This is a genomic window from Rathayibacter sp. AY1C7 (assembly GCF_002931865.1).
GTDB lineage: Bacteria > Actinomycetota > Actinomycetes > Actinomycetales > Microbacteriaceae > Rathayibacter.
The window spans coordinates 1-12,494 of the sequence record NZ_PSWB01000030.1; the positions used below are offsets into that span (position 1 = coordinate 1).

The window sequence follows — 12,494 nt, forward strand, 5'->3', positions numbered from 1 at the left end:
GCAGTCCGTAGACGGGGAACAGCACGTGCATGACGGTGTTGGCCCACGGCAGCGCCACTCCGCCCGCCGACCCCGAGCCGCCGCGTGCGCATCCTCGCCGTCGGAGCCGCGCTCGCCCTCGCCGCCGCGCTGCTCCCGGCGCAGGCCGCCGCCGCCGCCACTCCCGCCACCCTCTCGGTGCTGAGCCTCGGCGACTCCATCACCCAGGCCTACGGGACCTGCGGCTCCTTCGCGGACTGCCCCCGCAACAACTGGTCCACCGGCACCAGCTCCTCCGTGAACTCCTTCGCCTCCCGCTTGCGGACCGCGCTCCCCGGCACCACCGTCACGACCGCGAACTTCGCCACCACCGGCGACGTCGTCGCGCAGGTCCCCTCGCGGATCGACGCCGCGGTCGCCGCCGGCGTGCGGCCGGACGTCGTCACCCTGCTCATCGGCGGCAACGACCTCTGCTCGCCCGACAACCGCGTCGCCTCCGACGGCTACACGATGACCCCGGCGAGCACGTTCCGCACCGGAGCCTCCGCCGCGATCACGAAGATCCGCACCACGTGGCCCTCCGCCCGCATCGTCCTCTCGTCGATGCCGAACGTGGCCTCCGAGTGGTCGGTCGTGAAGACCGGAGTCGGCGCGCTCGTCTGGGCGGGCGGCGACCTCTGCCGGACCACGCGCGGCGTCAGCTCCACCGGCCGCAGGCTCAGCAGCACCGCCGCTGCCGCCTCCGCCGCTGCCGCGAAGACGCGGACGACGCAGTACAACACCGCGCTGCAGACGGCGTGCAGCGCCGCCGGTCAGCTCTGCGACTGGGACGGCGGAGCGCTCACCGCGACCCCCGTCACCAGGGGCCTGATCGGGACCACCGACTACTTCCACCCGAGCGTCGCGGGTCAGGCGAAGATCGCCTCGATCCAGTGGGCGGCGTCGAACTTCTCGAAGTAGCGGCCTCCGGAGCGGCCGCTCACGCGTCGAGCGGCCGCTCACCCTCGCGGCGGCGACGCTGCTCCTCGGCGAGCCGCGCGTAGTGCGCCTCCTCGCGCTCGAGGTCGGCGAGCTGCTCCTCGGTGCTCTTCGGAGCGGGCCGCACCACCATCGGCGGCGGCGCCTGCTTCCGGCGGCGGGGCACTCGGCCGCCCGGCACGAAGGATCCGCCGTCGCCGCGCTTCCAGTCGTGCCCGAGCAGGAACCACAGCGAGACGCCGATGAGCGGGAGGAAGAAGATCAGCAGGATCCACACGATCTTGGGCAGGTTCTTGATGATGTTGTCCGGCTGCCGTACGACGTCGACCAGCGCGAGCACGGTCAGGACGATGATCAGCAGCGAGAAGACGAACCCCATGCAGACGAGGGTACGACGCCGCCGCGCGAGCAGAGTGCTACTCGGAGAGTCGCATCACGACTCCGGCGTCGAACACTCCGCGGTCCGCTCCTTTCCTCTCGCGCACCGCTTCGACCTCGCTCCAGGCCACTCCGAGCTCCGACGCGAGCGCATGCAGGACTTCCGCGACGTCCGCCAGCTCTTCGACGGACGGGGCAGCCAGGACCTCGTCGCATTCCTCCTTCAGCTTCGCCAGGAGCCAGGCCCGCCGCTCGCCGGCATCGACGGATCTGAAGCGCGCGTCGACACCGAGACCCCAAAGCAGTGCCGGTACACCGTCTCGGACGAGCTTCTCCCTCGTCATGTCAGCAGCCGGACGAGCTCTGATGCTGACGCGACGGACCCGCCCGCGTCGACGTCGGGGGCCCGGAGAGCGTCGACTGCACCACGGACATCGCTCCACGGAGGACGGTCTCCGGTCACATCGACGGCCGGGCCCCATCGAGTACCCTCCGCTGAAAGTGGACCGAGCACCTTCCCCCACCCCGACAACTCCACCCGATACCCGTTCGAACGCCTCTCCGGATTGTGACCTGGAAGAATGACGGCTGGCACCCCTGATGCCACGCACGTCGTCGCGATTCCATGTCCTCCGTGATGCACGACGGCAGCCAGCTCCGGAAACACTTCTTCGAGATCCCAGAGAGCCGCGACGTGGATGGCGTCCGGGACATGTCGATATGAATCCGCTGACGCCTGGTCTCCGGTCGCCACATAGATTTCTCCTTCCCAGTTCTCGAAAGCGTGCAGGAACTCCGAGTCGATTCCTCCTACCGTCCGATAGAACAGCAACCCGGATCCATGCAGACCCGCTTTGACCGGTCCGAGAACGCCAGTGAAAACCACTTCTCTCATACCGACGCGGCTCTCCATTACGTCAAGACTCGGCGCACTCGGTATTGCGATCAGCCCGCGTTCGAACAGTTCTCGAACATCTCGATCGACCAGGGGAAGCCCTCGCCGCCCAAGAGCCTCGTTGACCGCCATGAGCGGTCCGGTCCAGATCTCGGACACTCCCTCGCCCTGATAGCGGTAGCCGACGAGCTGATTGTCTTGGCATAGCGTGACGATCGGGATGGAGAGCGAAGCGCAAGCTACGATCATCGACAATCGGTTATCGTTGATCACCCGGTCCGGCCTGAACCGCTGGAGCACAGCGACGTCAGCAACGACTGCTTTATCGAACACGCCAGGATCTCCCCATTCTGCCCATGGGTCGATGTCTGCGACACCTTCGCGGTAATAGGCCGTCGTGAAGATTCCCGCCTTCGAGACCAATCGATCGTGCACCGCATTCTGCCGACCGAGTAGAACACAGTCCCAACCCGCGGAGTGAAAAGCCCGACCTATGGCTACCAGGCGCGTGACGTGGCCGTTCCCCCTTCCCCACGAGACATGCAGTACAACGGGGCGCTTCATGTCGCCCTCGCAAACCGAAAATTCTCAACGAGCGCGACGACAGTCGAATGCGATGCAGCGGCGACCAGGCCCACCTCTTCTCCCGCGAGAGCGAGTTCCCAGTCGGCGAGATCTGGAGTTGCGTTCGCTCGCGCGATCACCGTACGCAGGTGATGCGGAGGAAGAGAGCGCGTCAATGGCGCGACGACCTTTTCGTGCGCATTGCCGATGACAACGTAGCCATCGACATCGCTACCAAGGGCTAGGACGTCTCGCCATGATGAGATCTCGATCTCTTGCGCTATTCCTGCATAGCCCCGCAGGTCTAGGGCGCCGGGGATCATGTGGACGTGCATGTGATGACAGAGGCGCTCTCCAGGACGACTTCGAAGACAGTGACCGGTACGCCCGTGCTCGAACAGAACGTAGTCCCCGAACTCTGCACAGATGCGCTTACCGAGGTCGGCCTCCAATGCGTCGAGCCGCTCTGCCGCCTGCGCATCCATGTCTGCGGCCGATGGATAGTGCTCGGTTGTGTAGATGAGGAGGTGACCCTGCCGAAGGGGAGCTGGATCAGAACAGACCGCGAGTCCGTCTTCCTCCCACACTCGACGCGGATTCGACCTGCAGAAGACGCATTCGGGGTCCCAGGTGACCGACATTCTTCATCATTTCCTTTCGCTCGAACTCGATGAGATGGACTGGACTGCGGCAAGTGCTAGATCGACCTCATTTGTCGTAGTTCTCGGCCCGAAACTCACCCGGACAGTCCCGCCATCGCCTGTGCCGAGAGTCTCGTGGGCCAGAGGAGAGCAATGCAGTCCGGCGCGAACGAGAATGTCGAAGCGTTCTTCGAGGAGCGAAGCAGCAACACTCGGGGTCACACGGTTCATCCGGAACGACACCACTCCGACAGGTTCTTCGGCGCTGGGCGATTCGATGAGGGTGACCGCGCCACCACCACTGAGACCAGTAACGAATCGTTCTCGCAAATCGGTTGCTCGACGCCGCCTTCTGGCGATCTCGGCCCCGTCCAACAGCCTCAGAGCCGCGCCTAACCCGGCGATTCCGATCCCATTCTGTGTTCCCGCCTCTTGCGACCAGGGCAGCCAGCAGGGATGATCCCGACTTTCAGAACGTCCACCCGATCCGCCGGTGACGAAAGGCGACAACCGGACACCTTCTCCGACAACAGCGCCACCAACACCCAAAGGTCCCCCCAAACCCTTGTGCCCAGCGAACACCAGCACGTCCGCAAGACCCGCGTCGACATCAAGGTACCCAAGCGCCTGCGCCCCATCCACGGCGATGAAAACACCGGCCTCTCTGCAGATTTCAGAGATTTCACGGATCGGAAGCACTGAACCGGAGACGTTGGAGGCCCAGGTGACAATGACCCCGGCGACTCCGCCGGCAAGCAGTTGCTCCTGCAGTCGATCGAGATCGAACGGTCCGCTGGTCGAGGGCGGAATGATCTCATGCCTGACCGAACCCTCCTGCGCCGCTGCATGAAGTGGCCGAACCACTGAATTGTGTTCGAAAGCGGACGTCAGGACGCGGCCCCCGATCGAGCCCAGGTGGTGCACAACCGCATTGAGAGACATCGTTGCATTCAGCGAGAAGGTCACCCGCTCCGGATCGATGCATTTGACCAGATCTGCTAGCGACTCACGAGCTGCCCAGACTTGGCCCTCAGCCCAAGCGGATAGCCGGTGCCCCGACCTGCCTGGGCTTGTTCCACGTTCAGCATAGGATTTCATGGCGTCCACTACATGATGCTCCTTGGGAAAAGACGTGGCCGCAGAATCGAGATAAATCACTCCGCACCTCTTCGTGTGGGTCTTCGTCGGTTCGATGTGATGATGAACATATATCCCACAGCCATCCACGCCGACGACTGGCACGAAATGACACTCGCCGCGCCTGGCTCTGTGAGAGCTGGACAGCGGGCGAGCCTTGGCGCCACGTCTGCGCGTGCGCTTGGTGTTCACGACCCGAGGGGTGCCACGCGCGCCACACTCTGGTCGCCGAAGGGCACAGCCTGCTACGGTCTCGCACATCGAATTGCGAAGTCACAAGCGAACTGACGTGAAGCGATCACTCCTTTACCGCGTCATCGCGGAGTGCAGTCCGCAACGTACAATGAGGGCCGGCTCTGCGATGCCTCCAGGTACGCGAGAAAGGATGAAGGCATGTCAGGACCGTTGATCTTCCCGCAGAAAGCAGACGGTGTTTCTCCGGAGGTTTCAGTCGTCGTTCCGACCTATGACCGCCCTGACGAGTTGAGAAGAACTCTGACGACATTAGCGCAACAAGAGGCGTCGTTCACCTATGAGGTCATCGTCGCAGACGACGGCTCTTCGAGCGATACCGTTGCGGTCGTCAAGGCCTTCGAACACGCAATTGACATCTCATACACTCGCCAACGAGACGACGGGTTCCGCCTGAGCGCGGTAAGGAATCTCGGCGCGCGAGCATCTCGGGGCAGAACACTGATCTTCCTCGATTGCGGCACTCTCGCGGGCGAGAACCTGATTCAGTCCCATGCGGCGAACGTGGAAGTCGGTAAACGCAGTACAGCAGGGCCGACCTACGGCTGGGACTTCTCTGGCGAAGATGCCCATGCATTCCGTTCTCTTGTCAGCGGCCCGGACTGGCGCACAAGACACATGGAGATGGCTACGCGGCCCGGCTACGCTGATTACAGATCGGACAAGTGGTTGGATGTCGATGTCCGGCGGGTTCCGCTGGCGGTCCCCTGGCGTTTCTACTGGGGACGGAACATTGCAGTGGCGCGATCGGATTTCTTCTCCGCGGGCGGTTTCGACGAGCGCTTCTCAACTTATGGAGTCGAAGATGTGGAGTTCGGCTACAGGCTATGCCGGATGGGCCTTTCTCTTCACTGGATAGAGGACGCGTGGGGCGTAGAACTGCCGAGCATCTCCGAAAATACAGCCGAACAAGCAAGAAGCAATCGAGCTAACCTGGAACAGTGGGCCGATCGATGTGTCGATATGGAAATCGAGTTCTTCATCTGCAACAGGCCCCTGGCGCAATTGGAGCAGCCCGAGTGGGAGCGCGTCGCGAGGTGGGCTCGAGATTCAACGAACAGCCGAGCTGACCTGCAGATCCTTCGTCAGCATCCGAACGACACATCGATGCTTTTCGTCGGACTGATGTCTGAAGTAGCTCATTCACAGTCCGTCGTCGCGCTCGGGCCGGGTTTTCCCATTGCGTCCGAACATCCGAGCGGCTGGTCGACTGCACGGCGACCGGTCAATCTCAACGCGATCGGGATCCGATGCGGTTTCGCCGAACGCGAATTCGACATGGTGTACCTGAGCGATGCGATGGCGCCCCTGGCTGCAGTGTGGGGTGAGCATCTTCTGGCCACGGCCCGGAGGTGCGGGAAGGACCTGTTGCTGGGGCGCGGTCTCGCCGCGACATTTCAATCAGCGGGGATAGGGTCGGACGGCTTTTAGGTGAGAGATATTCAGTGGCGCGCATCAGTTTCGGATCGCAACGACCCGGGCGACATCGAGGATCCACCTTCGTCCGCCCGCGCCAACTAGACCGGTCAGCGACTAAGGAGGAACCACTGTCTGGCGCTCGCGTCCCACAATCCGTCGCCCTGACCCTGCTGAGCAACGCGACCGTCGGAGGCCTCACGAGCGTAGCCGTTCCCGTCTCCCTCGACTCGGCCGGTCACTCAAAGGGCGAGATCGCCGTGTTCTTTCTCGTCAACGCGGCCGCCGCCATCGTCTACAACACCCTGCTCGTCCCTACAGTTCGCCATCACGGGTACCCGCGCAGCGCATTGGTCCTGACCTGCGCAGCCGTCCCGGTCGCCCTCCTTGCACTCCGCGCGACCGCAGGTACATTCGTGCTCGTCATGCTGAGCGGCGTTCTCCTGCTCCTCGTCAGCACGATCGTCCCGCAGATCTTCGGCCGCGTCGCCGCGCAGCTGAGTGACGACGAACAGATCGCCGCGGTCACGCGTCTTCGGCTGATGACGGTCGGCGGATACATCCTCGGCCTCGTCATCTACTCGGCCGTGTCCGCGCTCGGGCTCGATCCTCTCTTGATCGCCTCCGTGTTCGGCGGCATCACGATGATCGGTGCGACCTGCAGACCATTCGCTGGACGCGCGTTCCCGCGCGAGCACGATGGCGGAGAAGTCGGAACGCCTCGAGCGAGAAGCGGAGCGTTCTTCACTGCGCTTGTCCTCGTGGCGCTTCTCAAGTCGGCCGACACCCTTCGGGGGATCTATCTGCCGCTGTTCGCTGTCTCGTCCGGGCTCCGCCCTGCCGAGGTGCCTCCTTTGTTCCTGATATCGGCTCTACTGGAGTTGGCCGCGCTGCCTCTGCTCGGTCGGCTCAGCGCGGCCCGCGGCAGCGCCGTCACCCTCGTCGTGATCGCCCTCTTCGGGGTCGGATCGTTCTCGCTCCTGCTCCTCGCGACCACCTATCCGGTGCTGCTGCTGGCCCAGGTGCTCTACGCCGTAGTGGGCGTCGGCTTTCAGAGCACCGGCCTGGTCCTGCTCGGTCGAACGAGCAGGGGCGGAGTCGGCGCGGGCGCCAGCGCATACACGGCCGTGACGCAGGTCGGGACCGTCCTCGGAGCAGTGCTGCCGCTGATGGTCGAGGGCTACTCGTCCGGGATCTTCGTCATCGCGACCGTCCTGGTGGCGCTGGCCGGGATGCTGGCCGTCGCGCTGCGGGCGGTCGGCGGACGCTGGTGACGGCATCCGATCGCGCCAGCACACCGGCGACTCTTGCGCACCGGATGCTGACTTTCTCGCGAAGCGCTGAATCAGACCGATGCACGCGTCTCAGCCGTAGTTGCGCACCCCCGCCCGGCCCTTCCGCGCTCATGACACCATCGGATGATGACCGAGACGCCGCCCGCCCCCGCCTCGACACCGGTGAAGAAGCGCCTCACGGCCGCCCGTCTCGCCCTGATCGCCGGCCTCGTCCTCGCCGTCGCCGGCCTGGCCGCGCTCGCACTCGTGCCTCTGCAGTACGCGAACATCGACCGTCAGGGCTTCGACTACGTCTGCAGCGTCAGCCTCGGCGGTGTCCCGCCCGAAGCGGGAGAGCTCGTCCGCGGCTTCTGGTCGTGGTGGCCGCTCGGCGCAGCCTGTGAATGGAAGCTCCTCAACGGCACGACGGTCGTCGACCTCCCCGACTGGTCGACGACCGCCGTCGCGATCGTGGGCGCCGTCCTGCTCGTCGTCGGAGCGGCGCTCGCGATCGCGTCGCCGTTCCTCCGCCGCCGGAGCGCTCCGGCCGGGACCGCCTAGCGGTCGAAGAGGTTCCCGAGGTCGCCGAGCCCCGGCAGCTGGAAGTCGGAGCCGAACTCCGACACCTGCTCCCCCAGCCCGGACACGTGCTCACCCGCACCGGAGACGAACTCTCCCGCGCCGCCCGTGATGTCGCCGAAGTCGCCCAGGTCGCCGAACCCGCCGGCGAGGTTCTCGAAGTCCACGCCGAGGCCGGACGCCTGCGCGAGCAGCGGACCGGCGACGCTGCTGATCACGGCGCCGCCCGCGACCGCCGCGAGCAGTCCGCCCGCCGCGCCGAGCCCGATGCCCGCCGCCGCTCCGACGCCAGCACCCGCGAGGGCACCGCGGGTGCCCGGCTTCGAGAACATCTTCTTGAGGAACCCCGGATCGTTCGCCTCGCCGCGCGTCGCCGCGCGCGCCAGGTCCTCGGGGGCGGAGGACCGCGGCTGCTCGTTCGCGGGCAGCTCGTCGCGGAGCCGCGCCTCGACCTGTGCGCGCTGCGCCGTCGTCAGCTTCGTGAACGCGTCGCGGTGCACCTGCTCGAGCTGCTCCGGGTCGGCGGTCCGGAGGAGGTAGTCGTAGCGCGCGATCGCCGCGCGGTCCTCCTTGGTGACGACCGGCTGCTGCCCGGGCCGGGCGTCCTGAGGGCGCGCGGAGGGGCGCTGCGGCGACCCGTACTGCTGAGGCGGCTGGGCCTGCCCGCTCCGCGAGTCGCCCGTCACCTTGTCGGCAGCGGAGCGCACGAGGTCGCGCCAATCGGTCGTCCCGCTCGAGGACGAGCCCGAGCCACTCTTCGAATCGAGCGCCTTCGACGCCATGCCGAGAACGCGCTTGAACATGCTCACAGAGAACCTTCCGTCGAGTACCAGCCTCGATCATGGCGGCGCCGCCTGAGCGAAGGCCCGCGAGACGCCCTCAGAAGGCCGTGAGCGGTCGGCGCGGTGGGCGTCCCTCCGCGATCTCCTCCCCGTCCCTCGCCTGATCGAGGAGCTCGCGCACGCACCGCGGGCGGAGGGCGGCCCGCGACACCCAGCCGAGGAAGGGGATCTCGGATTCCGCCAGCCACTGCCTGCGGACGGCCGCCATGCGACCGGCTATCGCGAGCAGCGCGCTGAATCCCGCGAGTCGGCTTTTCGCGAACGCGTTCCGCTGAACGGAGAGGCTCAGGACGAGGACGGCCGCGAACGCGCGACGGAGCTCCTCGGTCGTGCGTCCCTTCCGCCGAGGAGTTCCGACCCGGGCAGGACCATCGAGGACTCGAACCGTCGGCGCCTCGACCAACACAGCTCGGAGTGCTGGGCGGGCGGCAGACCGTGGCGTCAGACGGAGCGACGGCGCGGTCTTCCGATGGACTGATCCCGATCGCGGATCGTGGTGCCCCTGGAGGGACTCGAACCCCCAACCTGCTCCTTAGGACGGAGTCGCTCTTCCATTGAGCTACAGAGGCTGGCCGAGCCAGTGTACCCGCCGGGCCCCGCCGCCCGCGAAGCGCCGACCGGCCGCCCACCACAACGCTCGCGAAGCACGCCACAGCCCTCGTCGCGCCGACCGAGCGGCACGCACCTCTTGACACGGACGACTCCCGCCTCCATGGTTAGTTACAACACCATCCAACCACCCAACCCAGCACCGAAGGAGCCCGCGTGGACGACTCCCGCCCGCTCTTCCTGCAGATCGCCGAGCAGATCGAGAACGACATCATCGACGGCGCGCTGCCGGAGGAGTCGCAGGTCCCGTCGACCAACGAGTTCGCCGCGTTCCACCGCATCAATCCGGCCACCGCCGGCAAGGGCGTGAACCTGCTCGTCGACGACGGGGTGCTCTACAAGAAGAGGGGGATCGGCATGTTCGTCGCCGAGGGGGCGCGCGACCGGCTGGTCGAGAAGCGCCGCACGCAGTTCCGCGACCAGTTCGTCGCTCCGCTGCTCGCCGAGGCCGCCAAGCTCGGCCTCAGCACCGAGCAGCTCGCCGACATGATCACAGAAGGGGGATCGCGATGAGCGCGGTCATCGAGGTCCACGACCTCACCAAGCACTACGGACGCATGCGCGCCGTCGACGGCATCGGCTTCGCGCTGGAGGAGAACCGCATCCACGGCCTCCTCGGCCGCAACGGCGCGGGCAAGACGACGCTGATGTCGCTGCTCACCGGCCAGGAGTTCGCCAGCTCGGGCGAGATCCGCGTCTTCGGGCAGTCGCCGGTGGAGAACGCCGCCGTCCTCTCCCGCACCTGCTTCATCAAGGAGAGCCAGAAGTACCCGGACGACTTCAAGGTGAAGCACGTCCTGCGCAGCGCTCCCTGGTTCTTTGACGGCTGGGACGAGGCGTTCGCCCGCGAGCTCGTCGAGGACTTCCGCCTCCCGGTCGACCGCAAGATCAAGAAGCTCTCCCGCGGACAGCTCTCGGCGATCGGAGTGATCGTCGGTCTCGCCTCCCGCGCCCCGCTCACGTTCTTCGACGAGCCGTACCTGGGGCTGGACGCCGTCGCCCGGCAGCTGTTCTACGACCGCCTCCTCCAGGACTTCGCCGAGCACCCGCGCACGGTCGTCCTCTCCACCCACCTCATCGACGAGGTCAGCAGCCTGCTCGAGCATGTCCTCGTCATCGACCAGGGCCGCCTCGTCGTGGACAGCGACGCGGAGGAGCTGCGGGGTGCCGCGGCGACGGTCATCGGACCCCGGCAGGCCGTCGAGTCGTTCACCGCCGGCCGCGAGGTCATCGCCCGCTCCGCTCTCGGCAGCCGCGCCTCGGCCACGCTCCCCCGGCTCGACGACGCCGGCCGCGCCTCCGCCGCCCGCCACGGGCTCGAACTCGAGTCCGTCCCCCTCCAGCAGCTCGTCGTCCAGCTCACCACCGGGAAGGCCTCGGAATGACCGCCCTCACCGGCGCCCCCGCGCGCCACGACACCGCCGCCGGCCGCCTCGGCAGCATCGTCCGCCTGCACTTCGCGAACCCCGCCACCATCCTCTACACGCCGCTGATCATCACGGCCGTCATCCTGTCGGGCAACCTGGTCGTCTGGTGGCTGATCCTCCGCGGGCTCGACTCCGGCGAGCGCCTCGAGGCGCAGGAGGGGATGACCTACTCCGGTGCGTCCTTCTTCCTCTTCGTCTACATGATGGTCGTGGCCGTCCAGTCGGTGAACGTCACCTTCGGCCTCGCCCTCGGCTACGGCGCCACCCGCCGCGACTTCTCCCTCGGCACGGCCCTCACCTTCGTCGCCCTCTCGGTCTTCTACACCGGCGTCTTCGTGGTCCTCGGGATCGTGGAGCGGGCGACCGACGGCTGGGGCTTCGGCGGCAGCTTCTTCCGCTCGATCTACTTCGGCGGGGACTCCGTGGGCGAGCAGGCCGTCGCGGTGCTCTGCGCCCTGCTCTTCTTCTTCTTCATCGGAGCGGCGACGGCGGCGGTCTACGTGCGCTGGCGCCAGCGCGGGATGCTGCTCTTCTTCGGGATCCTCGGCGCCCTCCTGCTGGCCGTGATCACCCTCCTCACGCTCACCGAGAACTGGCCCGCCGTCGGCTCCTTCTTCGGGAGCGTCGGATACGCGGGCGGCTACGCCCTCTCGCTCATCCCGACCGCGATCGCCGGAGTCGCGGGCTGGGCGATCCTCCGCCGCGCCACCCCGCGCAGCAGCTGACACCACCGCCACCGATCCGAGAGGACCGACCATGACCGCCCCCGCCCGCCACTCCGCCTCCCCGCGGAGGATCCTCTCCGTCCTGAGGCTCCACCTCGCCCACCCCGGGACGGTCCTCGGCTGGCCGCTGCTCGTCCTGCTCGCCGTCCTCGCCGGCAACCTCGTGATCTGGTGGCTCGTCCTCCGCGGGATCGGGGCCGAGCGGGGCGGCGGCGACTCGGGCATCCTCCTCGTGGGGCCGGGGATGCTGATCGTCGTCTTCCTCTTCATCGGCTCCATCCAGGCCACGACCGCCACCTTCGGGCTGGCGCTGAGCTACGGAGCGACCCGACGCGACCACGTCCTCGGCAGCGCCCTCGCCTTCGCGGCCCTGTCGGTGCTCTGGGCGGCGATCGTCGTGGCCCTCGGGGCGATCGAGGAGGCGACCGGGGGCTGGTGGCTGGGCGGCGCGCTCTTCCTCGCCTCTCCCCTCGACGGCCCGTGGCTCGAGCGCTTCGTCGTCCTGCTCTGCTCGCTCCTCGCCGCCTTCGCCCTCGGCGGAGCAGCGGGCGCGGTCTTCCTCCGCTGGCGGGAGCGCGGAGTGACGGCCTTCCTCCTCGCCCTCGGAGCGGTGGCACTCGCGGTGGTCGTCGTCGTCGCTCTCGCCGGGGGCCGGCCGGTCGTGGTGGACGTCCTCGAGAGCGCGGGCACCGCCGGAGCCGCCGCTCTGCTCCTCGTCCCCGCCGCCCTGCTGACGGCGGTCGGCTCGCTGGTCCTCCGCCGGGCGACGCCGCGCGGCTGACCCCCTCCTGAGCCGGG

Annotated in this window: 14 protein-coding genes and 1 tRNA gene; 8 read left to right on the forward strand and 7 right to left on the reverse strand. The window is 67.0% G+C overall.

Features of this window, described 5'->3' with window-relative positions:
• Nucleotides 1–84 precede the first annotated feature (84 nt).
• On the forward strand, nt 85–939 hold the full coding sequence (locus tag C5C69_RS14310) for a GDSL-type esterase/lipase family protein (RefSeq protein ID WP_104233876.1): 855 nt from the start codon (nt 85–87) through the stop codon (nt 937–939).
• 19 nt (nt 940–958) lie between these two features.
• Here C5C69_RS14310 and C5C69_RS14315 read toward each other — a convergent pair whose 3' ends face one another.
• From C5C69_RS14315 to C5C69_RS14335, 5 genes are read right to left on the reverse strand one after another with little or no spacing between them, the layout of a single operon-like run.
• On the reverse strand, nt 959–1,336 hold the full coding sequence (locus tag C5C69_RS14315; protein WP_104224622.1) for a PLD nuclease N-terminal domain-containing protein: 378 nt from the start codon (nt 1,334–1,336) through the stop codon (nt 959–961).
• A 37-nt stretch (nt 1,337–1,373) separates the two neighbouring features.
• Nucleotides 1,374–1,679, reverse strand: a complete 306-nt coding sequence (locus C5C69_RS14320; protein WP_104226465.1) for a nucleoside triphosphate pyrophosphohydrolase — start codon at nt 1,677–1,679, stop codon at nt 1,374–1,376.
• Nucleotides 1,676–2,794, reverse strand: a complete 1,119-nt coding sequence (locus C5C69_RS16740; protein ID WP_146078809.1) for a glycosyltransferase — start codon at nt 2,792–2,794, stop codon at nt 1,676–1,678. The genes C5C69_RS14320 and C5C69_RS16740 overlap by 4 nt, the downstream gene beginning before the upstream one ends.
• Entirely contained in the window at nt 2,791–3,435 is a 645-nt protein-coding gene (locus C5C69_RS16745; protein WP_146076843.1) for a hypothetical protein, read from the reverse strand. Before C5C69_RS16745 ends, C5C69_RS16740 begins: the two co-directional genes overlap by 4 nt.
• 6 nt (nt 3,436–3,441) lie before the next feature.
• Entirely contained in the window at nt 3,442–4,593 is a 1,152-nt protein-coding gene (locus tag C5C69_RS14335; protein ID WP_181065646.1) for an aminotransferase class V-fold PLP-dependent enzyme, read from the reverse strand.
• Nucleotides 4,594–4,965: 372 nt separating this feature from the next.
• Here C5C69_RS14335 and C5C69_RS14340 point away from each other — a divergent pair, with 372 nt between their 5' ends.
• The 3 genes from C5C69_RS14340 (at nt 4,966) to C5C69_RS14350 (ending at nt 8,075) form a co-directional block, all read left to right on the forward strand.
• A complete protein-coding gene (locus tag C5C69_RS14340) occupies nt 4,966–6,255 on the forward strand; it encodes a glycosyltransferase (protein ID WP_104233878.1) in 1,290 nt (429 codons plus the stop codon).
• Nucleotides 6,256–6,500: 245 nt separating this feature from the next.
• Entirely contained in the window at nt 6,501–7,514 is a 1,014-nt protein-coding gene (locus C5C69_RS14345) for a hypothetical protein (protein WP_104258195.1), read from the forward strand.
• 147 nt (nt 7,515–7,661) lie between these two features.
• On the forward strand, nt 7,662–8,075 hold the full coding sequence (locus C5C69_RS14350; RefSeq protein ID WP_104339898.1) for a hypothetical protein: 414 nt from the start codon (nt 7,662–7,664) through the stop codon (nt 8,073–8,075).
• On the opposite strand, the gene C5C69_RS14355 is transcribed toward C5C69_RS14350, so the two are convergent.
• Nucleotides 8,072–8,896 (reverse strand): hypothetical protein, encoded by an 825-nt coding sequence (locus tag C5C69_RS14355; RefSeq protein ID WP_258067538.1) that lies wholly within the window; start codon nt 8,894–8,896, stop codon nt 8,072–8,074. The two genes, C5C69_RS14350 and C5C69_RS14355, sit on opposite strands and share 4 nt — an antisense overlap.
• A gap of 533 nt (nt 8,897–9,429) precedes the next feature.
• Nucleotides 9,430–9,504 (reverse strand) — tRNA-Arg (locus C5C69_RS14365).
• Nucleotides 9,505–9,700: 196 nt separating this feature from the next.
• On the opposite strand from C5C69_RS14365, the gene C5C69_RS14370 reads away from it, so the two are divergent.
• The 4 genes from C5C69_RS14370 to C5C69_RS14385 are packed head-to-tail and all read left to right on the forward strand — an operon-like array spanning nt 9,701 to nt 12,477.
• Nucleotides 9,701–10,057, forward strand: a complete 357-nt coding sequence (locus C5C69_RS14370) for a GntR family transcriptional regulator (protein ID WP_104224613.1) — start codon at nt 9,701–9,703, stop codon at nt 10,055–10,057.
• Nucleotides 10,054–10,929: an ABC transporter ATP-binding protein gene (locus tag C5C69_RS14375; protein WP_104224612.1), complete on the forward strand. Its 876-nt coding sequence runs from the start codon at nt 10,054–10,056 to the stop codon at nt 10,927–10,929. Before C5C69_RS14370 ends, C5C69_RS14375 begins: the two co-directional genes overlap by 4 nt.
• Complete coding sequence (locus C5C69_RS14380; RefSeq protein ID WP_104258198.1) at nt 10,926–11,696, forward strand: ABC transporter permease; 771 nt, start codon at nt 10,926–10,928, stop codon at nt 11,694–11,696. Before C5C69_RS14375 ends, C5C69_RS14380 begins: the two co-directional genes overlap by 4 nt.
• A gap of 31 nt (nt 11,697–11,727) precedes the next feature.
• The gene (locus tag C5C69_RS14385; protein ID WP_104258199.1) at nt 11,728–12,477 is read left to right on the forward strand and encodes a hypothetical protein; all 750 of its coding nucleotides are present in this window, start codon (nt 11,728–11,730) and stop codon (nt 12,475–12,477) included.
• The last annotated feature ends 17 nt before the right edge of the window (nt 12,478–12,494 follow it).